The following is a 23,900-nucleotide window of genomic DNA, read 5'->3' as shown; positions in this document are numbered from 1 at the left end:
GTAGCTAAAGCATTTTTGCTCCACCAGCGGAGCTGGTGGTTGTCGCTCGCTCAAGCTACCCAAAGCAAAAGACCAGAGTTGTAAAGCCTTTCGGCTAAATAACTCTGGTCTTTTTGTTGGAGCTTGTGCAACAGCCCCCTCCGGTCATATCCTCCTTCAGCAGTTGTCGTACTGTTTCTGCAGGAACTCACGGCACGCCACGGCATTTTCCGGGGTGGTATTTTCCAGCGTAGCAAAGACGAAGGGCTTTTCCTGCTTTGCGAAACGCAGGATGGTGGAGTAATCCTCCATCTCGCCCTGCCCTGCGCCGCACGCCTTCAGCTGACCGTCGGCGTCATGACGGAGAAAATCCTTAAAGTGGATCATTGCCACGTCCTTGCCCAGCAGCTCAATCGCCTCGGCAAAGACCTCTTCCCGGCGGTCCACGTTGTCCATGCTCAGCATGTTGACGGGGTCCAGAAGGATCTGCAGGTTGTGGCTGCCGATCTCATCCAGCACCAGCCGGGCACGCTTTGCATCGTAAACGATGTGCCGTGCCACCGGCTCGATCGCTACTGTCACTCCGTATTGCTCGGCGCAGCGTACCACCGGCTTCAGATTTTTGATAAAAGTAATCAGAGCCTTGTCACTGCGGCACTCGGGGCAGAACTTGTACTCCGGATTAGGCGCACCGGTCTCGGTGCCCACCATACCGCAACCCAGCAGGCTAGCAAACCGGATATGGGCGTAGTACTTTTCCTGCATATCCTTTACCGCATCAGGGTTCGGATGTGCAAGGTTCAGATAGTTGCCCAGCACCGCCACGTCAATGCCGTTTTTCTCAAACAGATGGCGCAGATACAGTGCGTAGCCCGGGGTCAGGGCGCTGGGACCGCAGGGATACTCCTTCATTGCCTTGCTGAGGGCAAGGTGTGCGCAGGTAAACCCCTTTTCCTTTACCAGCGGAAGCAGCTGCTCCATGGGTAGCTTCTCCGCATCGTGAAGACGCAGACCAAATTGGATCATGGGATGTACCTCCTTTTTCCTGTCAGCCGTGCAGCAGTGCCACTGCCACATCGTTCACGTTGGTTCCGGTAGGTCCGGTCACCAGCAGACCATCCACTGCTTTCAGTGCATGGTAGGCATCGTTGCTCTGCAGCACCTCGAACACATCCAGCCCCTTTGCAGCAAGAGCGGCGGCGGACTCTCCGTCCACATAGCCGCCGGCTGCATCGGTGGGACCATCGGTGCCATCGCTGCCTACGGAGAACACCGCTGCATCCAGCCCGGCAATGCCGGGGGCAGCGGCAAGAGCCAGCTCCTGATTCCGTCCGCCCAGACCCTTACCGGTCAGGTGGACCACCGTTTCACCGCCTGCAAGAAAGGCAAGTTTCCTGCCCTGCCCTGCATGGCTTTTCAGGATGCTTGCCAGAAAGCTGCCTGCCTCCCGTGCCTCGCAGCAGAGCTGGTCCGTGAGCATGACCGGCTCATAGCCCAGAGCGCTGCACTCCTTTGCAGCGGCAGCGCACAGCTCCCGGACGCTGCCGGTGATGCGGGTGGTGACGTTGTCCAGCGTCTTGGGGGTCTCCTGCTCCAGCAGTGCCCGTGCCTCCGGGGAAAGCTTCAGCTGATATTTTTCTGCGATCGCCAGGGCATCGGCACAGGTGCTGCTGTCCGGGCAGGCGGGACCGCTGGCGATCATATCCAGCGGGTCTCCCAGAATATCGCTGAGCACGATGCTGTAGACCTGTGCCGGAGCGCACAGCCGGGCAAACCGCCCGCCCTTGACGGCAGACAGACGCTTGCGGATGGTGTTCATCTCCACGATGTCCGCCCCGCACCCCAACAGCTGCCCGGTGATGTCCTGCAGCTCTGCCCCGGGGACCAGAGGCTTTTCAAACAGGGCGCTGCCGCCGCCGGACAGCAGGAACAGCACATCGTCTGCAGCGGTCAGGTCCTGCACCAGCTCCAGTGCTTTCTGGGTGGCGGCAAAGCTGCCTTCGTCCGGCACCGGGTGTCCGCCTTCGCAGCAGACCACCCCGTGGATGTCCCCCTTCACGTGGTGGTATTTGGTCACCACCACGCCGCCGTCCACCCTGCCCAGCGTCCGCACCGCAGCCGCCGCCATCTGCCACGCTGCCTTACCGGCAGCCACCAGCAGAACACGACCTCCGTGGGGTTCAAAGTCCCGCAGGGCACGCTGGACCGCTTCGTCCGGCAGCACCGCCTGCAGGCTGGATGCAAGGATCTGTTGGGCGTCCTTACGCAGTGCCTGATTCATGGGGCAGCCTCCTTTTACACAGGTTTACAGCAGACCGGCTTCGGTCATAGTCTTTACAAAGCCCTGCTTTGCCGCCCCTTCCGGGGTGGGCAGGGTGGGCAGGTAGGGCACGCCTACCTTGCGTCCCCGGAGATTTGCCATATCCTTGGCGGCAACGGGGAAGCTGGCAGCGTCCATGGACAGGCGCACCGGGTTCAGCTTGAACTGTGCCTCCAGACTGCCTGCCAGATCACCGGCGGCGTACTTATTGTACACATCGGTGATGAGCTCCGGCATAAAGTTTGCTGCGGTGCACACGCCGCCCACGGCACCGTGGCACAGGCTGGCGTACAGCAGGGTATCCTTGCCGCCAAAGACCTTGAACTCCACGTCCTGGGTGCGGCGGATGAACTCGGAAGTCTGGGTGATGTCGCCGCTGGTATCCTTCATGCCCACGATGTTGGGCACGGTGTGTGCCAGCTCTTCCACCAGCTGTGCGCTGAGGGTGTAGCCCACCCGCCCGGGATTATTATACAACAAAACCGGCGTTTCGGGAACACTTTCTGCAATGGTCTTAAAGTGATTATACAGCTCGGCGTAGGTGGGCTTCAGGAACATGGGCTGCAGCACGCTGACGGCAGCTGCGCCGTTCTTGACCGCCATCTGTGCCAGACGGCAGCACTTTTTGGTGCTGATGGCGCCGATGCCAAAGTACACCGGCACACGACCTGCGGACTGATCGACCATGATCTTCAGACCACGCTCCATCTCGTCCTCTTCCACCATGTAGAATTCGCCGTTGGAGCCAAAGGCAAGGATGCCGGAGACGCCGCCCTGGATGACATACTCCACCTGATCCCGCATTCCCGCTTCGTCGATCTTCTCCTCACCGTCAATGACCGTGAGGATGGGTACCACAACGCCCTTCATAAATTCCGTGTTCATCATCTGTGCTCCTTTATCCTCAGCGACCGATCTGGATGCCGGTCAGGTACTCGTAGTACTGGGCAATGGCGCTGTGGTCCTTCTGACCGCCCTCGTGGTTGTGGAGCCACTGCATGATCTCCTGCACCTCGGCAGTCATGGGCACGGGAGCGCCCACAGCGTGTGCGCAGTCCAGAACGTTGTTCAGGTCCTTGATGTGCAGGTCGATCTTGAAGCCGGGCTTGTCGTTGCCTGCGATCATCATGGGAGCCTTTGCGTTCATGACGGTAGAGCCGGCAAGACCGCCCTTGATCGCCTGGAACACCAGCTCGGGATCCACGCCTGCCTTCTGTGCCAGAGTCAGAGCCTCGGCAAGAGCCTGAATGTTGCATGCCACGATGATCTGGTTTGCCAGCTTGGTGGTGTTGCCTGCGCCTACCTCGCCGCAGCGGACGGTGGAAGCGCCCATGGCGTCCAGCACCGGCTTGTAGGTGTCAAAGATCTCCTGCTTGCCGCCTACCATAAAGCTCAGGGTTCCGTCGATCGCCTTGGGCTCGCCGCCAGAGACGGGAGCATCCAGCATCTCCACGCCCTTCTTCTGCAGCTCGGCATAGATTTCTTTTGAAGCAACCGGGTTGATGGAAGAGCAGTCGATAAAGACTGCACCGGGCTTCATGTGGGAAGCCACGCCGTTTGCGCCCAGCATCACTTCCTTGACCTGCGGAGAGTTAGGCAGCATGGTGATGACCACATCACACTGCTCTCCGATCTCCTGCTGGGTGGCGCCCTTTGCACCGGCGGCCTCCAGCTCCTGCACCGGAGCCTGACTGCGGTTGTTCACCAGCAGGTCGGTGTAGCCTGCCTTCAGCAGATTCTTTGCCATGGGCTTGCCCATGATACCCAGACCAATAAAACCGATTTTCATAATCGTTCCCTCCATAAGGTTGTTTGAATGATTTCCGTATTCGTACTCTATCTTGCGCTGCACCTCAGGTAATGGGGGCAGGGTTGAAGATGCACATATCGTTGTGGAAGCCGTACTGATCGCTGTAAGGCTCCTTGGTGCCGCTTGCCACGTCCAGGATCAGGTTGAAGATCTCGGTACCCACATCGGCAATGGTCGCTTCGCCGGTGGCAACGTGACCGGCAGAGATGTCGATGAGGTCGAACCACTGCTCCTTCATCTCGTTGCGGCTGCACACCTTGATGACCGGTGCCACATCCAGACCGTAGGGGGTGCCACGACCGGTCATGAACACCTGTAGACCGATGCCGGAAGCCACCTGAGAAGGTCCGCACACGATGTCGGAGGCAGGGGTGGCGGCAAAGATCAGACCGTGCTTGGAGGGCTTCTCCGCCGGGCTCAGCACCTCCACGATGGGGCTGGTGCCGCTTTTGGCAATGGAGCCCATTGCCTTTTCCACGATGTTTGCCAGACCGCCCTTCTTGTTGCCCGGAGTGGGGTTGGCATCCCGGTCCACACCGCCCTCGGCAAGGTAATCATCGTACCACTTCATCTCGGCGGCAAGCTTGTCCCGGACCTCGGCGCTGACGCAGCGGGCGGCAAGCATGGGCACCCCGTCCCGGACCTCGGTGACCTCGCTGAACATTACGGTGGCACCGCCCTTTACCAGCATATCCGCTGCATAGCCTGCGCTGGGGTTGGCGGTGATGCCGGAAAATGCATCGCTGCCGCCGCACTGCATACCGATGAGCAGCTCACTGAGGGGCAGCTCCTCCCGGTGGCGCAGGTTCAGCTTCTGGAGCTTCTTCTCCGCCATGTCCAGGATCGCCTGCATCATGGCATCGTGACCCTTCCAGTCCTGCAGAGTCAGGCAGTTCTCCGGGTTGATGTCCTCCGGAGGCAGCACCCGGTCGTAGGTGAGCTTCTCGCAGCCCAGACCCACCACCATGACCTCACCGCCAAAGTTAGGATGACGGATCACATTGGTGATGGCACGGATGGGGATGTATGCCAGCGGAGCGTTGATGGCAACGCCGCAGCCATAGGGATGAGTGATGGCAACCACGCCGTCCACATTGGGGTACTTGGGCAGTAGCTCCTTTTTGATGCGCTCCACTGCCACCTTCACCACGCCTGCAGCGCACTGCACAGTGGTGACGATACCCAGCAGATTGCGGGTGCCGGCAGGACCCACCTTGTTGCGGTAGCCCATCCAGGTAGTCCGGGGCGGGGTGGGCAGTTGGTCCGGGGTCTTGATGTCGGTGCCCCAGGGCATATCGGTCAGTGCCGGGCTTTCCGGCAGGTCCAACATATGCTCGTTGATCCAGCTGCCGGCGGGGATGTCGTTCTTTGCATAGCCCAGCACCACGCCGTAGCGGATGATCTCGCCGCCGGCGGGGATATCCACCAGTGCGATCTTGTGTGCCTGGGGGATGGGATCCCGGGTGACCACGCCGCTCTCGGTCTTTGTGCCTGCGGGCAGGTCGTGGACGGCAACCACCACGTTGTCGTTGTCTTTGATCTGGATGGTCAAACGTTCTGCCATAATAATCACCTCATACTCTTATGCACGGCGCAGCTGCTCGCTGACCGCCATCATGCAGGCGGCGGCACCGTGCTGGTTGTCCACCATTTGCTTTTCACTCAGGTAATACTCCGGGGTGCCGGTGCGGTCGGTGCGGTTGTCCGGTCCCGGTCCCAGACCTGCGCTGGCGCAGATGCCGTGAAGCTCCCAGCCCTGCTCGCCCTTTTTCAGGTAGGTGTCCAGGATGCCGTCCAGCACCCGGCTACCCTTTTCCCCGTATTCCGGCGGCAGCATTCCCAGCCGTGCACCCTTCATCAGGGCGTAGGCGACCATAGCGCTGCCGGAGGTCTCGGAGTAGTTGCCGGTCAGGTCTGCCCGATCCACCACCTGCAGGAACATGCCGGTGTCTGCCACCTGATAGGGCAGCAGACGGTCCAGTGCGTTTTTCAGCAGAGGGCACAGCTCCCCGGCACGGGGGGTGCGGTCCTTTGCGATCTCGTAGGTGTCCGCCAGTGCCATGAGGAACCAGCCCTCGGCACGGAGCCACACCACCGGGCTCTGCCCGGTGACCGGGTCCGCCCACTCCATCTTCCGGGAGCAGTCGTTGGCGTGACGGTACAGACCCAGCTGCTCATCCCACAGCAGTTTGTGGGCAGAGGTAAACTGGTCCAGAATGTCGTCCCAGTGGTCCTCGCCGTTTTCTGTCAGGCAGGCGGCGTAGAAGGGCATCCCCATGTACAAGCCGTCCAGCCAGACCTGATCCGGATAGATGTCCTTGTGCCAGAAGTTCCCGGTGACGGTGCGGGGGTAGTCCGCCAGAATGCGGTAGGCGCGCTCCACGCCCTCTGCCCACCGTGCCTCCCCGGTAACATCCCGCAGGATCCTCATGGACTTGCCAAAGCTCACCTTGTCGATGTTGTGTTCTCCGGGCACCCAGTTTGCCACCCTGCCGGCGTCGTCCATCAGGAAGGAAGAGTTCCGGCGCACCGGCTCCCGCCAACTTTCGCTGCCGGTGGCGCAGTACAGGTCCTCCGCCCCCACCATGCAAAGGTCGTCTTTATAATTCCAGGGCTTTTCGCTGAGGAACCGGGGAAAGACCCGGTCCAGATACTGTTCAAAATACTCCAGCCACATGCGTTTTATCTCCTTTTACAGTCCGGCAAAATCTGCCACCCGGTCCAGGATCTCCACAGCCTCTTTCCGGCTCACCGGACGCTCCGGGTCAAAGCGTCCGTCCGCCTCCAGCTGCATGAATCCAAAATACAGCGCCCGCGCCGCATTGGTCCCGTAGTTGTTTGCCACCCGGTCCACGTCGGTGCACACCGGCATGGTACTGGATGCGTTGCGGTAGTTCACCCCGCACGCCTGCATTGCCACCGTTGCCATCTCCTGTCGGGAGATGGTGCGCCGGGGGGCAAAGCAGCCCTTTTCCAGCGGGAAGAACCGGTTTGCCGCTGCCCGGCGTGCCGCTTCTTCGGCGGTATCCGTCAGCTCCGGGGCAGGCAGCTGATCATCGGCGAGGGGCAGCAGCATCTGCGCTACTTCCAGCCGGGTCACCGGCTCGCTGCCCCGCTCCAGTTCCGGGGCGTCCAGCATCCCACGGCAGTACAGCCGGGGAACGGCTCCCTGCGCCGGTGCCGGCAGCACCCGGTAGCTGCGGCTGCTCTCCCGGTCTCCGGCAGGGTTTGCGGCGCTGGCCCGGAGGTATGCCGCCCCGTCAGGCACTGCGATGGTCTCTCCCCCGCCGCACCGGGTCCAGTTTTTGTTATCCTCAGACGCCTCCCAGCAGAAGGTCAGCGGCTCCTGTGCACCGCAGCTCTCGGCGCTGGCAGTGACCGTGCCTCCGATGCAGGGCACCCCCAGGATCCGGACATAGCCGGGACGGGGGAACCGTTTACCGTTGATGGTAACGTTTTCCACCACCGCATCCTTCCAGTTCATGCTGCGCAGGCACTGGCGCACCCCGTCAATGGTGATGTTCCGCATCACCAGCCCGGTAATAGGCACCTCCGGGAATGCTTCCAGAAAGACGCCGTAATCTCCGCCGTGGGCGGTGATATTCTCCATGGTGATGTCCCGGAACACCGGCAGGCTGTCGCCGTTGCGCCCATCCTCGTAGAGCATGGTACCGTGGACCGCCGCCCCGTGGACGTGGTCCATCACACTGTCGCATAGCATGACCCGCTCCACAGCGCCGCCCCGCCGGGCGTTGGTCTTGAGCCGCAGTGCATAGGTCAGGTTGGGGCTGGAGAATCGGTTGCCGCTGGCAAGCACATTGTAGATGCCGCCGCTCATCTCGCTGCCCAGTGCCACGCCGCCGTGACCGTCTGCAAAGTCGTTGTTTTCGATCAGGATGTTCCGGCAGGGCACATTTGCCTCTCTGCCGTCCCGGTCCCGCCCGGACTTCAGGCTGATACAGTCATCGCCGGTGTCAAAGCGGCAGTTTTTGATCCACACGCCGTTGCAGCTCTCCGGGTCGCAGCCGTCGTTGTTGGCACCGTGACTGGAAAGGGTCACCCCGTCCACCACCACGCTGCTGCATAGCACCGGGTTCAGCTGCCACATGGGGCTGTTGCGGAGGGTGACCCCCTGCAGCAGCACCCGCTGGCAGCGGATGGACTGGAAGAAGTTGGGGCGCAGGTAGTGTCCTTCGCCAAAGATGCGCCGATCCACCGGCACCCCGCCCAGATTCATGCTGCGCAGGGCACTGCGGTCGGCAAGCTGCAGGTCCGGCTTGTTTTCAGACCAGGAGGTCTCCACCTGATGATGCCAGTTCCACCAGTGGTCTGCATCGGCGCCGCCGTCCAGCACCCCCTTGCCGGTAACGGCAATGTCCTGTGCATCACAGGCATACAGCAGGGCGCTGAAATTGTAGCAGGGACTTGCCTCCCAGTGAGAGAACACCAGCGGGTAGTTTTCTGCCGGGTCATCGGGCACAAACTGCACCAGAGTATCCTCCGATGCAAGGTGCAGCTCCACGCCGTTTTTCAGGTGCAGCGCACCGGTGCGGTAGACGCCCGGCTGCAGGACCAGCGTTCCGCCTCCCTGCCGGCTGAGGTCGTCGATCGCCTGCTGCAGCTGTCGGGTCTGCATCTGTCCCGGCACCGGCTCCACCTGCATCCGGTTTTTGCCGATGCAGGGCAACTGGATCTGGGACAGGATGGTATTGCGCAGCTCGTTTTTGTTCATGGGGAAAACTCCCTTACTCTTTGCTATTGATGGAATGCTCCAAAAGAAATGTCAGATATTCTGCAAGGTCTTCTTCGTGCCACTGGTGAGTGCCGGGGCAGATCTGGTGCCGGAGGTTTTCCGGTGCACCCAGCAGCCGGTACGCCTCGGCGGCGATCGCCACCTGCTCCTGAGCGTTTACCACGCCCCGGGGACCGTTGAGCCGGTCCTCCCGGCAGGACTGCACCCACAACGGGCGGGGTGCAATGAGGCTAGCGATATCGCCCATGTCCAGATGCTCCCACAGGTGGGGCACATAGTTGCAGGAACAGTTGTTGTTCAGGGTCAGCAGGGCGTCCCGGTAGCCGTACATATAGCCGCTGATGGCGGCAAACTTTACCCGGTCGTCCAGCGCCGCCAGCCACAGCGTCTGCATCCCGCCGCCGGAAAACCCCACGGCCCCCAGACGGTCTGTGTTGAAGCGCCTGTCCTCTTCCAGCCAGTCGATGAGCCTTGCCAGGTCCCAGGTCAGCATCCCCAACACCGGGATGCCCAGAGGCTCTCCCATGTGTGCCAGCCGGTAGCAGTCGCCCTTCAGTCCTTCCGGCAGCCGCCGGGTGTCCTCCGGGTCCTCCCGCCGCTCTCCAAAGCCCCGGCAGTCCGGGCACACCGTCACGCAGCCCTGTTTTGCCAGCTGCAGACCGTAATCGTAATGGTAGTGGTCGATCTTTTCGGTAATGGGCGGGTAGTCCCGCACACCGGCGACCGAGTACTTTCCGGCACCGTTGTGCCCCGGAGGGCAGAGGATCACCGGGGTGTCCTTTCCAGCGCCGGCAGGCGCCAAAAGGAACAGGGTCATCCAGACCTCCGGTTCCACCTGGATTCTCCAGTGCTCCCGGCGGATACCCTCCTCTGTGAAGACGGTCTCCATTCGGCGAGCATCTTGTATACCACGTTCCATTTTACATGTTCCCAACAGGGAATGCAAAAGGCTTCGGGTATCTTCCCGCCATTGCCGGAATTCCTCCGGAGTGCTGCCCCGGAAAGCGTCCTGCCGGGCGTAGCGGTCGTACTTGCGCAGCATGGAGGCAAGGGAACCGTAGACCCGCTCCTGGGCAGGCAGCTGTACCGGATCAGTCATCGTTCACGTCCACATTTGCGGCAGTGGGGGCAGGGTTCTTTGCCGCCCTCTTCGCCTTCAGGTGATCGGAGATGTAGGGCCAGAACACGCAGAGTACCGAGACGATCAGCAGGATCAGAGAGATGGGACGGGTAAAGAAGGGGGCATAGCTGCCGTGGGCGTAGCTGATGCCCTGACGGAAGTACCGCTCCAACTTGCTGGACAGGATGAACGCCAGCACCAGCGGGCTGGTGGGCAGACCGGCAACGCTCATGAACAGGGACAGCAGGCACAGTGCCAGCATGACGTAGATGTTGAACATGGTGTTGGAGATGCCGTAGCCACCGATGAAGCTGATGACCAGAATGACGGTATACAGGTAGTGATAGGGGATCTTGAGGATGTAGGGGAACCAGCGCTTGGTGACGATCTGGATCAGGTAGGTGACGATGGCGGACACCATGACGCAGGCAAAGATCAGCATAGCAAGGTCCGGCTGCTCGGTCATGAACAGAGGACCAGCCTGCAGACCGTGGATGGTCAAACCTGCGATCAGCATAGCGGTGATGCCGTCACCGGGGATGCCCAGAGCCATCATGGGGATCAGAGCGCCGCCCAGAGAAGCGTTGTTTGCAGTCTCGGATGCCCACACGCCGGCGGGGTTGCCCTTGCCAAAGCTTTCGGGATCCTTGCTGATGCCCTTGGCATAGCCATAGGCGACCATGTTGGAGATGCCGGAGCCCATGCCGGGCAAGAAGCCGATCCACAGACCGGAAGCGAATGCAAAGATAATGGTCTTGATGTTTTCGATGATGTCCTTGAAGCCGATGCCAAGCCCCTTCATGTTCTTGACGTCCACATCGGGCATCTTTGCCTCGCCCTTGGCGTTGTCACGGATGATCTGGCACATGGCGAACATACCCAGCATCTGTGCAACGGTGCTGATGCCGGAGGTGAGGTACACATTGCCAAAGGTGAAGCGGGTAGCGCCGTTGATGGGGTCCATGCCGATGCAGCCCATGAGCAGACCGATGCCGGCGGACATGATGCCCTTGAAGATGTTGCCCTTGGACAGGGAGGCAATAAGGGTAATGGCGCAGAAGCACAGGGAGAAATATTCCCAGGGTCCCAGATGCAGAGCCGCCTCTGCGATCACCGGGGACAGCACGGTGGCGATCGCCACAGAGCACACGGTGCCGATGAAGGAAGCGGTCATGCCGATGCCCAGCGCCTTGCTTGCCTGTCCCTTTTGGGTCATGGGATAGCCGTCAAAGCAGGTGGCAATGGCAGAGGAAGAACCGGGGATGCCGATGAGCACCGCCGAGATAAAGGTACCGGACACGCCGCCGATCCAGATGGCAAGCAGCATGACAAAGGAAGTCTCGGTGGAAAGACCAAAGGTGATGGGCAGCAGCAGAGCGATGCCCAGAGTAGCGGACAAACCGGGGATTGCACCAAAGACGATGCCCAGCGCGACCATGGCAAAGATCAGCAGCAGGTTCAGCGGCTTCATGCAGACCAGTAAAGCAGAAAGATATGCAGCCATTTATTTTCCCTCCTTAGCCGCCGAACAGAACGCCGGCGGGCAGTTTGATCTGGAACGCAAAGACGAACATTGCGTAGAGCACAGCCGTGACGACCACCGAGATGATGACGGTGGACACGGGCTTAACTTCGCTGTTGCCCTTCAAATCATAGATAAAGGCGGCGGTTGCAAACGGGGTGGTGATCACAAATCCCAGATAGGTCATAGCCACGGCGTAGATCACCAGCATCAAAAAGCTCTTGGTGACCTTGATCACGCCGCCCTTGGGGAAATAGGGCTTTTCGGCAATCTCGCGCTCCTTGTAGCCCTTGACGATGAGGGCAATGGAGCTGATGCCGATCAGGAAGATAGCCACATACGGCAGCAGCCGGGGACCCGGCTCCAGCAGATTGGCCGGCTGGCGGACCTGCTGGGTCATGATGAAGAAGAAAATACAGGTAAGCAAGCCAACGATGCCTGTTACCATATCGTGTCTCATTTTCATGGAAGTACCTCTCGCTTTTCTCAAAAACAGCCCGGAGAGGAGAAGCTCCGGGCTGTCTATTTAGGAGGATCTACACTTTTCAGAGAAAGACTTCTGTGCAGATAAAAAGTGCAGTCGATGGCAGAATTTTGGGTTAGCCCTGAACGTACATACCGAGGTTCTTTGCGATGTTGACGAGTTCATCGTACTCTTTCTGATGCAGCTCCTCGGACTCCTCAAGGTCGTGCCAGCCGGGGATGTGGCCGATGCCTGCGATGCCATCATGGACAGTGGGGTCGTTGACAACCTCTTCCATGGCTGCGTTCATCTGCTTGACCATGGTCTCGTCCATGCCGGCAGGTCCCATCAGGTAGTGGTAGACCAGCATGTAGCAGTCCTTGAAACCCTGCTCCTGCAGAGTCTTGTAGTTTTCAGGCAGCTCAGCGGGGTACTGGTCGATGGTGATGCCGTCGCCCGCCACGGTGCCGATGACCTTCAGCTTGCCGGCCTTGGAATACTCCTGAGCGTTGCCCAGACCCACGACACCGATGTCGATGAATCCACCGGCCAGATTGGTCAGACGGTCAGACTCGGAAGCACATTCAACCTTGTTCAGCTCGATGCCCAGAACACTGCACAGCTTGCCGAACAGGAAGGTGTTTGCACCTGCAGCCGGCATACCGGCGTTCAGCTCATTGGGATGAGACTTTGCGTAATCGACGAAGCCCTGAAAGTCATCGTAAGGTGCGTTTGCAGGAACAGCCAGTGTAGAGAAGCCGTTGTCCTGCAGGCAGGCGATCAAGGTGAAGTCGGTCATGGGGTTTACGGTAGCGTTGCCGGTGATGTACTGGATGTTCAGTGAAGAGGTAGCCAGCGTCAGGGTGGTGCCGTCCGGCTTTGCGTTGGCGACGGTCTGGTGGCCGACGGTGTTTGAGTCGTAGTTGGTGACGGTGGTCTTCAGGCCGTAGATACGGTTCAGACCCTCGCTGTAGTAACGGATGGCCAAGTCAGAGCCGCCGCCTGCCTTGCCGGGAACCGCCAGCGTGATGGTCTCATTCTTTGGGAAGCCGATGCCGTCAGCGGCTGCGGATGCAGCAGCGCTGGCGGAGGAAGCGGAGCTGGAGCTGGAGCTGGAGCCGCCGCAGGCGGACAGGGCAAGGGCTGCAGCAGCAACGGCGCTGCCCTTGAGCATGGATCTTCTGGTGATCTTCTTCATTGTTAGTCTCCTTCTTTTCCGGTGATCATTCTGCGTTGGTTGAGGTGTTACCCTCTCTGTGCTTTTATTGTACAACCTGCCGCTTCACTTTACGATACACAAGAATTCCGTTTTTTCATAACGATTTGTTCACAGCAGCTTGCAATTCCTTTTGTGGTCCTTTATACTTATTATGGAAAAACTTTTCCATATTCCCCAGCACTTTGCAGATTTCTGGCTAAAATCCGACTTTTTACCATTTTGTAACAAAAGGGAACTGCTATGAACACCCGTCAGTATTATTACCTTTCCACCATTGCAAATTATGGCAATCTGAGCCATGCGGCGCAGGCGCTCCACGTCTCCCCCTCGGCGCTGAGCAAGTTTCTGGCAGAGTGCGAGCGCACCTTTGGCTTTGTTTTGTTCCTGCGGTACAACCGCCGCCTGTACCCAACCGCCGTGGGACGGTATGTGGTGGAATGCACCCAGAAGATCCTTGACGAGCAGAACCGTATGCTGCTGACCATGAAAGAGGTCACCGGCGGCAACCGCAAGGCGATCCGTCTTGCCACCGCCCCCAACCGGGGTGCCATCATCTTCAGCAAGATCTACAACCAGTTCTCCCGCCGGTACCCGGACATCTCCCTGAGCCTCACCGAGCTGTATGCCGCCGAGCAGCCGGGAGCCATCGCCCGGGGACTGGTGGACCTGGCACTGGGCGCCGGTGCCACCAGCAGCGAGATCACCGACATCCCCATTGCCCACGAAGAACTGCTGGTGTCCCTGCCTGCCTCCCACCCACTGGCAAAGCAGGAGACCATCCATCTGGCAGACCTGCGGGACACTCCCTTTGTATTGCAGGGTCCCCGCCACAGCATCCGGCTCATTGCAGAGCAGCTTTTCCAGCAGGCGGGGTTCCAGCCCGTAGTCGCCTTTGAGTCCAACGACGTTATCCTGCTGGACTCCATGATGCATCAGGCAGTGGGAGTGGGGCTGGTAAGCAACGCTCACGTATTTCCCTGCAGCGAACTTGCCTACCGTCCGCTGAATCCTCCTGTGCACCAGACCCTGCACCTGCGTTTCCCGCTGGGGCACACCCTTACGGAGCCGGAGCGGTATCTGGCAGGTCTGCTGATCACTGAACGCCTCCGCGATCCCCGGTACAAGCCCACCGACGACCCGCTGGTGGACCAGCTGCTGCAAGAAGTGCTCTCACCCTCTCAGCTGGCAGACACCGGCAGCCTGCCCCGGGAGGCAGTGGGCACCGCCCTGCAGACCATGCAGGAGGTGAACCTTGACAGCCGGGTGATGGAGTATTTGATTTCTATCGTGGAGGAGCAGAGTCTTTCCCGGGCGGCAGAGCGGCATTTTTTGGCGCAGTCCGCCCTTTCCCGCCACCTGCGTGCCGTGGAGGAGATGGTGGGCACTCCCCTGTTCACCCGGGAGCACAACCGGCTGCGTCCCACCAGTGCCGGGACCATCTTTGTAAACAACGCCCGGAACATCCTCCACATCGAAAACGAGATGTTTGCCCACACCAAGTCCTACCGGCAGGGACGCGGCGGTAAACTGTATATCAGCTGTGACCCCCTGTTTGCCAAGGCGCTGCGGGACCACGCCCTGCCTGCATTCTGCGCCCGGCACCCGGATATCCAGCTGACCATCCGTGAGGAGAACCGGGAGCAGACCCTGGAATCCCTGATGAACTCCTCCACAGATCTGGGCATCTTTCTTTCCTCCCAGCCCCGGCAGGACCTGCTGCACTGTCAGGTACTGACCCTTACGGAGATGGTCTACTGCTTTGCCCCCTGCCGCTGCCCGGAGGGATGGCAGCCCGGGGATCTGTTCCCCGGGGGGCTGGACCCCCGCCCCCAGCTAATGGCATCGGCAGGCTCCACCCTCCGGACCCTGCAAGACGCCCTGCTGCCCCAGATGTTCGGGCAGCTGCCCCCCGCTGCCTGTGAGGCGGATACCTCCATCCTGCGGCAGCTAGCAAATATTGGCATTGCCGATTCCCTGCTGCCCCTGAACCTGATGGAGCGCCGCCACCATCCCCGGTGCGCTGCGTTGGACCCGCCCCAGCCTTTGTATCTGCTGCTGGCACACCATGTAGGACGCACCCTGCCCCCGGTGACCGACGAGCTGATAGAACTGATCCGCACCTCCCTTACCGATGTGCTGGCACTTCCATAAATCAGTCGGTGCACCGTCTTTTGCAAAACGAAACATCCGCAGCAACGGTCTTCCCGGTCTGAATGTCGGCAAGCCTGCTGAGGAAGTCCAAAAAACGGGAGAATTCGCCCCCGGCACCGTCCTGTGATATGCTACCCCCAGAGTAGACAGAGTAAAAAACAAAACTCTGAATACTCTGGGGGTAGCATGTCAATCTGTGTGGGGGTGCTGTTGCTATTGAAGGTCTGAAAGCAAATTCGACCGTTCAAAGTCGCTGTTTTTTTATTTTCCCGATCAATTTATCTTATCTATCCGGACATAGCAGTTACACGCCCGGTTCAGAAATTCATAATCGTGCGTGACGACAAACAGAATATTCATATCGGGTCTGAGTTTTCTCGGTGGTGCCCTTTTCCTCCGCAAAAAATCGTTCTACATTTTTCTGTGCCCGAACCAGTTTCTGCATCTCGTTCCGTGCCTTGCGGTAGTCCGGGTAGGCTGCTTTCTTTTTGGTCAGCAGCTCTGCAAACTCCGCATCCAACTCCTTGACCTTAGGCAATTTTTGCAGTCCGGCCTCGTCAAAGGCAGTTTTCGCCGCCTTGTGCAGAGTGATCTCCTCTCGGTGGGCTTCCAAAAACTTTTTGCTGTACCCGGCTTTCCGATAGGCGGCGTACACTTCACGGGTCTTGGCATAGTTGATAATGTGGGTTTTCAGGATAGCAATTTCTGTCAGCCTTGTTTCCGCTGCCTTGATGGAATCCCCCATAGCATGATAGCGTTCTGTTGCTGCCGTTGCACGTTCCCGCAGCTCCTCGGCACTGCTGATTTTCTGCTCTTGTAAGAACAGCAGAGTTTTGGACATCTCTTTCAGATTGAACTTCGTTGCCCACTTTTTATAGCCGACACTTTTGCCCTCTGCCATTTTTCCCTGAATGTCCACCAGCAACTGGAAGGGCTGTTCTTTGGGCGGCTGCTTCTGGTACGGTTGGTGTTTCGCCTTGCCCTCCAGCACCGCTTTGATCTCGTCCTCACCATAGCCGGTGCCCAGAGTGCGGAACCGGATAAAGCGCTTCTGCCCTTTTCCCTTCACCGCCGTGTACTTGCCACGCTTCGCCTCATAGCCCTGCTGCTCCAGTTTTTGCAGAAAGACTTCAAAATCCTTCGGCTGTTCTGCAAGGATGGTGTCGATGATTCCGCACAAGCGGTCACGATTACTCTCCTTGGGAGGATAGAGAACACGCTTCTGCCGTTCCCGGTAGGGTTTCTTCTCAATGATGGACAACTGATGCTCTAAACAAATCAGGTCACTCAACCGCTGCACTGCCAACGCCGAAAAGAAAAAATCCCGAAACTTTCTGGTGCCATCCAACGCTGTTGAGTTGAAGATCACATGGTTGTGGATGTGCTGCCGGTCTGTGTGCGTTGCCACCACAAAGGCGTGCTTGCCCTTGGTAAAGCGCATGGCCAGTTCGTAGCCCACCTTATTAGCCTCCTCTGCGGTGATCTCACCGGGTCGGAAGGACTGCCGTATCTGATAAGCGATCACATCGCTTTTCTGTCTGCGTCCGGTGGCAAGTTCGTACTGCCGCTTGGACAGCATAAATTCTTCGTCTGCGGTCAAAGGGCTACACTGGTAGCTGCTGACCAGCTCTCCCCTGTTCGTCTTGTCAGGATTCTTTGCATAGTCCGTGCGGCTTTTCAGGCAGGCCGCAACCGACTTGCCTTTGTTTTTGTGCAGCGCAATCAACCGTGTTGCTGCCAGCATCATCACCCCCTTTGCAACAAAAATGCCGCCCGAAGGCGGCATCAAGATCATTTGGATAATTTTTCGTAATCAGCAGCACCTGCCAGATACATCGCCTTGTAACGGGCGCATTCCAGCTCGTTGCAGATTTCATCCAAAGCAAGGTATTGCTTCCACGCTTCTTTGCTGATGACGCTCCGCATGGCTTTTTCAGCCGCTATTTTGGCTTTTTTCAGCCGCTGATAGTTTTCGTCCTCACCCAGCATCTCAGAAAAAATCGTGCTGTTGTACTCAAACTACTGCGTCCCAGGACACGCTTATTCTCCTTAGGCTGTTTGTCTATCTTCAAATATCATCATAGGTGATGAGCTCGACGCCCTGCTCATCTAACCATTTCTTCATGGCTGGATCGGTGAGCATCGTCACCTCTTTGGCACGGTTAAGAGTAAGTGAACTGGAACAAAGGAGAAAGTCATCAATATATCCAGGGTGTCCTACGAATACGGCTGGTTTTCCTGGTGTGGCGTTCCGCACCCCGCTCTTAAGAGTTTCCCAGGGATCATAGTTTGGTTTCATGGAGTTCATTGGACAAATGGTGAGCGGCCTGCCGCTAAAGGTACCCGTTCCATCAAAGTTCATAGCGTTGTATTTAAGGCCATACTTCTCGGCCACAATTTTCAGCCCAGCGATAAGATTCTTGCTCATTACAGCATGAGCCTCAAAGTAGCTGGGGTCATGTCCTACCAATTCCTTAAAACGATGGTATTGGGCCTCAATTTCTATGACCATTTCCTCCAAGACTGTAAATTCGCTACCAATTGCCCAAGCTTCCCGATAGGCTTTGCTGCTTTTCAGGTTTCCATTCTCATCCAACAGGCTGGGAATCAGCTTGGGATCGGCACAGGGCTTTCCAATACACAGATTGGTGTGCTGGCCGATACATACTCCGGTACCCTCCAACAGTTTGAGACCATGGGCGGCGGCAGCCATATTAGGCATAAGGCCCACCGAACGAACAATACCCGATTTCACTGACTTCTCGATGCCGTAGTTTACGCCCTCAGAATAGCCAATGTCATCAGCGCGAACAATGAGTTGGAGCTTTTCCATCACTCATCTGATCCCCTTTCACTTATTTATATTTAACTGCTTCTCGTGTAGAAAGCGATTTGCCTGCAACCCATCCCCAGCCCACAGACGGAACCGGGGATGGGCAAAACGTAGTTTTATCCCTTAAGCTCTTCTTTGCTGAAACCGATAAAGTAAGTTGCCACAGTGGCTACCACCATAGACAGAACACATGCAATGATACCGTTGACCAGGTTGGCAGTAGTTCCGCCGGTAAAGCCAATGACACTCAGGAAGCTTGTACCACTGCCCAGTACGTACTGGCAAACATTAGTGATGCCCATATAAGCGCCGCCCAAAAAACCTCCGAGCATCAAGGGAATGAAGCAGCGCTTGTACTGGAGACACAGGCCATACAAAGTAGGCTCGGTAACACCACCAATGATACCGGAAATGAAGAAGCCCAGGCTCATAGACTTGTCCTCTTTTTTCTTCATCCGCAGGAACGCGCCCAAAGCCACGCCGAAGCAAGCCCAGGTAGCGCAGTTAGCCCCTAAAATGGCGCCGCTTTGATAGCCTTGTTCAAAGAAGAGGATAAAAAACGGCATAGAGACCACCATGTGCATACCAGTCATAACCAGAAGTTCCCAAATAGCACCGAGGACGGCCACGCCCAGGAAACCAGTAGCGTTGCCAAACGCCACAATGCCGCCGCCAAGCAAATTGCCCGCAATTGTTCCAATGGGGGCTAAGACCAAAAGAGCAACGGGAGTAGTAATTAACATCGTGAGAAACGGGGTAAAGATGGTGCTTAAAGAGCTGGGCATGACCTTCTCGATCTGCTTATAAACCAAAGCCAGGAAAGCCACTGACACCACAGCAGGCAACAGCGTCTGGCTGTAATTTGTCATGGTAACCGGGATGCCAAAGATAGTGAAGGGCGTTTTGTCAGTTACCATCTGCATAAAGCCAGGTGCCAAGAGAATGCAGCCCATATAAGCACCAAGAGCAGGCGTGACTTTTAGTTTTTTAGCAGCGTTAAATCCTGCCAAAATCGGCATGAAATAGAAACCAGCATTGAAAACAAAATCCAGCAGTAGATAGGTATGGCTCTCTACGGTAAGTATGCCGAACATAGAAGGACCCAATATGGCCTGTACAGCCTTAAACAGACCAGCTGCCATCATAACAGGGACCAGGGGGGTTACGCAGCTTGCTAAGTAGCCCATGATGTTGGAGGCGATTTTTTTCGGGGTCAGTTTTTCCTTGGGCGCATCCAGTTTTTCGTTGATCGTTTCCTGGGCGGCCAGGCCCGTCAGACTGCAGAACTCCCGGTAAACCTTGGGCACATTCTGGCCAATTACGATCTGGAACTGCCCGCCGGTCTGGACCACGCCAAGCACGCCGGAGATGCTCTTGACCTCCTCCTCATTGGGAAGGCCCATATCTTTAAGGGTCAGACGCAGTCGGGTCATGCAGTGGGTAGCCGAGGTCACGTTATCCTTGCCGCCAACAGCGGCCAGAACGTCCTGAGCGATTTTTTTGTTGTCAGTTGCCATGGTACTCTCTCCTTTTTGAACAGTGTTAGTTTTATTTTATGGCGTCGGGCCCAACGCCTAAAATACAAAAAAAAAGACCTTCAGCACAGTCAGCGCAAAAATATCGCCCACTGTGTTGAAAGGTCAAGCCCCCTCGCAGGGTAACAAATCCTTTTTATAGCATATTCACTTTTGAATCTATTCGATTTCTTTGCTGCGCACCCGATTTATGTGCATGATGAGGTAGAGTTTTTCCTCTTCCGTTAACTCCGCGTCCCAGTTGCTCTTCAGATACTCTCCGATTCTGTCCACGCATCCTGATACCGCTTCATACTCGTCCCGAATCGACTCATACATCTGGGTATTGACGCTGTCGATGTGCGTATCGTCAAAAATGCGTTTTAGGAGATACTGCACATGGGTGGCGAAGCGGGCGTAGCTAAAGGTATCTCGCTGGACCGTAATACCCAGCTCGTGCTCAATGATCTGTGTAGTCCGCTCCAAGATGTCCTCATACCGCTCCTCAATGCTGGCCTCAGCTTGGTTGGACTGGCCGGTTCGGGCATTGATGAAGTGCATGGCCACGCCTTGAACCTCCCCCTTTGGAAGCCGTGTCTTGAACTCCTGCTCCAAATTAGCTACTATCCGTCGACCCACACTGATCTCTAATGGGTAGTCGGTCTCCATCGCATAGATAGAGGGCATGGGGATGTAAATGCCCTTCTGGGCTCGCTCCATAGCGAAAGCCAGGTGGTCGGCTAAAGTTAGGATTAGGTTGGAATTCGTTTCATAGGGAAGGGTATCCTGGATAGCTGTTATCTGCCTGGCTGTAAAATCAATTACTTTGACTGGAATATCATTTAGAAGAGATAGATACTGACTGTTTAAGTCGTAAAAAGTTCGTTCTATTTTTGCGAGCGGTATTTCAGCAGGCGGCTTTACAAAACCCACGCCCTTTCCAAACACCACTACTTCCTTACCGCGGCTGTCCAGACAGAGGGAGACATTATTATTGATGTTTTTTACAACGATCATACATATCCCTCCGAGCCCACAAAAATAAAACCGCAGGCGTACACAAAAGCACCGAATTACATTTCCCATGCCTTTGCGGACAAGCCTCCGGAGAGTAACAAACCGCTTTATTTTTCTATATTATAGATTTTTAATATGAAAATGTCAAGCTGTGAATTTCACCAAGAAAACTCCGCAGAATTGTGCATTATAACGAGGAAAGGAAGCGGCTCATTTAGATTAACTTTGATAGACAGATGATTGACAAAATATTATCGGAACAGACTGCCGTGACCCTAGAAACTCAAGATCCAAGGTTCAGAATGCTCCGATAATATTTATCTATTATGAGTACACCGTGATCAGGATTGCCTAAAAGTAATCTATAAATAGTTACAAATGAATTTGTTTTAATACTGGCAGCAGATTACGCAATATGAAACGATATCCGTCTGCATACATATGCATACCTTCCACTGTAAAATCTGCTTTGAGATCACCGTCTGCATCTGTCAGTCCATCATTCAGATTCAGGTATTCCGCACCATACTTCTGTGCTAACTTTTTGACAGCTTCGTTGGCTGCCGCAATTCGCGTATTTGTCCTGTGACGGAATACTTCCTTCAGGTAGGGAATATCTGTGACATTAGGGTTTACCGGGTAATAGGCTAGCAGATAGAGCTTGGTCTGAGGCAAGTGCTGACGGACAGCTTGCAGGATTTTTTCGTAGTTGGAAATCAGTCTGTTTTGGTCATAATCAGGTCCATTCAGGTCATTCGTCCCGATGTTCAGGAACAGATGAGAGGGCTCCAGCTCGAAGATACAGGCATCCAGAGTCTGCAACATTTCCGCAGTTGTAAAACCGCCCACACCCCGGTTGTAGATGGTGAAGGGAAGCTGATCGTCCAGCAAAAACTCATAAATGGGGAACTGCTCCATCAAACTGGAACCGGCGAACACGATTTGTCCTTTTCGTACATAGCGGTTCAGATGATGATAGCGGGTGATTTTGTCAGCTTTTTCCCGCTTTAGATTTTCCTGATAAAATGTATCAAAGTCCATCGTAGAACCTCCTGTCTTTTATAAAACCATTTGTCCAATTATAACGATCAGTGGCAAACAGATCAAGGAGAACAACGTTGAAAACACCACAATCTTACTGGCGTAGACATAGTCCTTGTTCAGCAGTTGGGAGTAGGCTGCTACATTGGCCCCCACTGGAGCGGCGGCACATATCAAAACAGCTAAGGCGATGTCTCGCCGGACAGGCAGGGCCCATAGGACCGCAATGGAAACCACCGGGACCAGAAGCAGACGGACGGCACATACCTGATAGAGTTTTTTATCAGTGAACAGGGTCCTTGGGGATTCTTTGGCCAGATAAACCCCCAGAATCATCATGGCGAGAGGGGTATTCAATGCACAGATTCCCTGAAGGGCATTGCCCAGCAGAGCCGGCATTGCGTCTCCCCATCCAGTGACAAAGAGGATCAGACCTACTCCAATGCCCACCATAGGGGGATTCCAGAAAATCCGGCCAAGGGAAAGAGGGGTTTTCTTTTCCCGGATTACGTCCATGCCATAGGTCCATTGCAGGGCGTTGAGCAAAGCCACAAAGGGTGCCGCATACAATACGGCTTCGCTCCCCAGCACGGCTGTGACCAGCGGAATGCCCATAAATCCGGCGTTGGAAAAGGCGGCGCTGAAATGCTCCAGCGGGGCGTGGGGATACAAAATATGGGCTATACCGATGGCCAGCGCCAGCAGCAGCGCGGCCAAAAGCCAGCTGACTGCCAGATCTGCCAGTTTCTGCACCGCAAAGGGAACACAGAAACTATTGATGATGATGGCGGGGATGACGAGTTTCACCAGCAATGCAGCCAGATCACGACTGCCTTCCGAAGTAATGATGTGGAAGCGGAACAGCTCATAACCCAAAAGCAGATAGATCAACATAAGCACCAGCTGTTGGGCTGTCAATCCAAACAGTTCCACTATTACTTCTCCCCCTTCCGGGTCAGGAATCCCAGCAGAGCCTCAGCAGAAGCCTTGGCACCGCCCAGGCTCTTCATATCTGCGCTGAATTCCGCAGCGGTGGCCTTGTAGGAGGGCTCGGTCAGCAGTTTCACGATGGCGGCCTTCAGGCCCTCGCTCGTGATGGCGTTCTTGTCCAGGAAGGCGCAGCCCAGCCCCAGCTTTTCGATCTGCCGGGCGGTGATGGCCTGCTCCTCCATCTGGGGGATGGCGATCATGGGCACGCCGTAGTAGATGGCCTCGCCGGTGCCCCCCATGCCGGCGTGGGTGATGAACACCGATGCCTGGGACAGGATGTCCAGCTGGGGAACCATCTGGCCTACTTCCACGTTGGCGGGGATGTCCTTCAGGCTGGCGGGGTCGATGGAACCCAGGGCTGCGAAGACGTTGATGTCCAAGTCCCGGACTGCGTCAAACAGGATAGGGTAATACTCCGGCCAGTTGTTGAAGGCGGTGCCCAGGGAAGAGTACAGCAGGGGTTTGCCGTTGTCGGGGGCCTTCCAGCTGCCGAAGGCGGTCCGCTTGCCGATCTGGACCCCGGTGAACACAAAGTTGTCTCCAAAGGTCTCGTTGTGGGGCACCAGCCGCTTTTGCATCATCACCAGGTTGAAATCTCCGTGGCCGTCGAAGATTTCCTTCACCGTCATTTTGCGGCAACCGTATTTCTTCACAAAGCCCTTGGCGATTTCATCGACGGCTTTGCGGAGGGGATGCTCCGCCGGGACGCTCTCAAAGCCAGCGGCCATGGAGTAGCTGTCGTTGGAGGGGTAGCTGGTGTACAGCATCACGTTGGGGACATGGATGGCGTCGGCGGCAATGGTGCCGGCGATACCGGCAAAGTCGTGGACGATGGCGTCGGGCTTGTCGGCTTTCAGCACCTCCAGGATGGGGTCGATGTAGCTGCCGGCCTCATTCAAAAAGAGGAAGGGGACGGTGGCGCCCACGTCCTCATCGGCGCCGCCTTCCTGCTGGCCGGCCTGCTGTGCCATCCAGGAGGGCACGGCTACGAACCTGGCCCCGGTGGGCTCCACAATATTCTTGAACTGTTCGGTGGAGAAGTAGGTCACCCGGACCCCCTGTTTCACCAGTTCGGTCACAAGGGCCAGGGTGGGGTTAACATGGCCGAAAGCTCCGAGGGAAACAAAAGCAATATGCATAGAAATACTCCTTTCCATAGAGGCAGCTG

20 protein-coding genes are annotated in these 23,900 nt (G+C 56.8%); 1 reads left to right on the top strand and 19 read right to left on the bottom strand.

Annotated features, from left to right (window positions below; all coding sequences use genetic code 11):
* Window positions 1-156 precede the first annotated feature (156 nt).
* The 11 genes from J3350_RS10740 to J3350_RS10690 all read right to left on the bottom strand — a co-directional run bounded on the left by J3350_RS10740 (window position 157) and on the right by J3350_RS10690 (window position 13,165).
* A complete protein-coding gene (locus tag J3350_RS10740) occupies window positions 157-1,005 on the bottom strand; it encodes a sugar phosphate isomerase/epimerase (protein WP_097777492.1) in 849 nt (282 codons plus the stop codon).
* A gap of 22 nt (window positions 1,006-1,027) precedes the next feature.
* The gene (locus J3350_RS10735; protein WP_207686603.1) at window positions 1,028-2,260 is read right to left on the bottom strand and encodes a glycerate kinase; all 1,233 of its coding nucleotides are present in this window, start codon (window positions 2,258-2,260) and stop codon (window positions 1,028-1,030) included.
* Window positions 2,261-2,284: 24 nt separating this feature from the next.
* Window positions 2,285-3,187: a dihydrodipicolinate synthase family protein gene (locus J3350_RS10730; RefSeq protein WP_370569313.1), complete on the bottom strand. Its 903-nt coding sequence runs from the start codon at window positions 3,185-3,187 to the stop codon at window positions 2,285-2,287.
* A 16-nt stretch (window positions 3,188-3,203) separates the two neighbouring features.
* Window positions 3,204-4,088: a 2-hydroxy-3-oxopropionate reductase gene (gene garR / locus J3350_RS10725; protein ID WP_097777495.1), complete on the bottom strand. Its 885-nt coding sequence runs from the start codon at window positions 4,086-4,088 to the stop codon at window positions 3,204-3,206.
* Between the two features lie 64 nt (window positions 4,089-4,152).
* Window positions 4,153-5,673, bottom strand: a complete 1,521-nt coding sequence (garD, locus tag J3350_RS10720; RefSeq protein ID WP_207686602.1) for a galactarate dehydratase — start codon at window positions 5,671-5,673, stop codon at window positions 4,153-4,155.
* An 18-nt stretch (window positions 5,674-5,691) separates the two neighbouring features.
* A complete protein-coding gene (locus J3350_RS10715) occupies window positions 5,692-6,786 on the bottom strand; it encodes a glycoside hydrolase family 105 protein (RefSeq protein ID WP_207686601.1) in 1,095 nt (364 codons plus the stop codon).
* A 15-nt stretch (window positions 6,787-6,801) separates the two neighbouring features.
* The gene (locus J3350_RS10710) at window positions 6,802-8,841 is read right to left on the bottom strand and encodes a glycoside hydrolase family 28 protein (protein WP_207686600.1); all 2,040 of its coding nucleotides are present in this window, start codon (window positions 8,839-8,841) and stop codon (window positions 6,802-6,804) included.
* Between the two features lie 13 nt (window positions 8,842-8,854).
* Window positions 8,855-9,961 carry an alpha/beta hydrolase family protein gene (locus J3350_RS10705; RefSeq protein ID WP_242700259.1) on the bottom strand — a complete coding sequence of 369 codons (1,107 nt, stop codon included), beginning with the start codon at window positions 9,959-9,961 and terminating at the stop codon, window positions 8,855-8,857.
* Window positions 9,954-11,486 carry a tripartite tricarboxylate transporter permease gene (locus J3350_RS10700; protein ID WP_207686599.1) on the bottom strand — a complete coding sequence of 511 codons (1,533 nt, stop codon included), beginning with the start codon at window positions 11,484-11,486 and terminating at the stop codon, window positions 9,954-9,956. The genes J3350_RS10705 and J3350_RS10700 overlap by 8 nt, the downstream gene beginning before the upstream one ends.
* Before the next feature lie 13 nt (window positions 11,487-11,499).
* Window positions 11,500-11,970 (bottom strand): tripartite tricarboxylate transporter TctB family protein, encoded by a 471-nt coding sequence (locus tag J3350_RS10695; RefSeq protein WP_097777499.1) that lies wholly within the window; start codon window positions 11,968-11,970, stop codon window positions 11,500-11,502.
* 133 nt (window positions 11,971-12,103) lie between these two features.
* Window positions 12,104-13,165 (bottom strand): tripartite tricarboxylate transporter substrate binding protein, encoded by a 1,062-nt coding sequence (locus J3350_RS10690; RefSeq protein WP_207686598.1) that lies wholly within the window; start codon window positions 13,163-13,165, stop codon window positions 12,104-12,106.
* A gap of 261 nt (window positions 13,166-13,426) precedes the next feature.
* On the opposite strand from J3350_RS10690, the gene J3350_RS10685 reads away from it, so the two are divergent.
* The gene (locus tag J3350_RS10685; RefSeq protein WP_207686597.1) at window positions 13,427-15,337 is read left to right on the top strand and encodes a LysR substrate-binding domain-containing protein; all 1,911 of its coding nucleotides are present in this window, start codon (window positions 13,427-13,429) and stop codon (window positions 15,335-15,337) included.
* Between the two features lie 325 nt (window positions 15,338-15,662).
* Here J3350_RS10685 and J3350_RS10680 read toward each other — a convergent pair whose 3' ends face one another.
* The 8 genes from J3350_RS10680 to J3350_RS10645 form a co-directional block, all read right to left on the bottom strand.
* Window positions 15,663-17,078 carry a relaxase/mobilization nuclease domain-containing protein gene (locus J3350_RS10680; RefSeq protein WP_207686656.1) on the bottom strand — a complete coding sequence of 472 codons (1,416 nt, stop codon included), beginning with the start codon at window positions 17,076-17,078 and terminating at the stop codon, window positions 15,663-15,665.
* A gap of 50 nt (window positions 17,079-17,128) precedes the next feature.
* Window positions 17,129-17,326: a hypothetical protein gene (locus J3350_RS10675; RefSeq protein WP_207686596.1), complete on the bottom strand. Its 198-nt coding sequence runs from the start codon at window positions 17,324-17,326 to the stop codon at window positions 17,129-17,131.
* Window positions 17,327-17,405: 79 nt separating this feature from the next.
* Complete coding sequence (locus J3350_RS10670; RefSeq protein ID WP_207686655.1) at window positions 17,406-18,170, bottom strand: ChbG/HpnK family deacetylase; 765 nt, start codon at window positions 18,168-18,170, stop codon at window positions 17,406-17,408.
* Window positions 18,171-18,286: 116 nt separating this feature from the next.
* Entirely contained in the window at window positions 18,287-19,687 is a 1,401-nt protein-coding gene (locus tag J3350_RS10665) for a PTS transporter subunit EIIC (protein ID WP_207686595.1), read from the bottom strand.
* A gap of 177 nt (window positions 19,688-19,864) precedes the next feature.
* Window positions 19,865-20,701 carry a PRD domain-containing protein gene (locus tag J3350_RS10660; RefSeq protein WP_207686594.1) on the bottom strand — a complete coding sequence of 279 codons (837 nt, stop codon included), beginning with the start codon at window positions 20,699-20,701 and terminating at the stop codon, window positions 19,865-19,867.
* A 372-nt stretch (window positions 20,702-21,073) separates the two neighbouring features.
* Window positions 21,074-21,742: a GDSL-type esterase/lipase family protein gene (locus J3350_RS10655; RefSeq protein ID WP_207686593.1), complete on the bottom strand. Its 669-nt coding sequence runs from the start codon at window positions 21,740-21,742 to the stop codon at window positions 21,074-21,076.
* Window positions 21,743-21,760: 18 nt separating this feature from the next.
* Entirely contained in the window at window positions 21,761-22,675 is a 915-nt protein-coding gene (locus J3350_RS10650) for an AEC family transporter (RefSeq protein ID WP_207686592.1), read from the bottom strand.
* A gap of 2 nt (window positions 22,676-22,677) precedes the next feature.
* Window positions 22,678-23,871 (bottom strand): macrolide family glycosyltransferase, encoded by a 1,194-nt coding sequence (locus tag J3350_RS10645; RefSeq protein ID WP_207686591.1) that lies wholly within the window; start codon window positions 23,869-23,871, stop codon window positions 22,678-22,680.
* Window positions 23,872-23,900: the final 29 nt, after the last annotated feature.

Origin of the sequence: Faecalibacterium sp. Marseille-Q3530 (genome assembly GCF_017377625.1) — a bacterium.
GTDB classification, from domain to species: Bacteria; Bacillota; Clostridia; order Oscillospirales; family Ruminococcaceae; genus Faecalibacterium; species Faecalibacterium prausnitzii_E.
The sequence above is the reverse complement of the archived record's forward strand: the minus strand, read 5'-3'. Positions and strand labels throughout refer to the sequence as shown.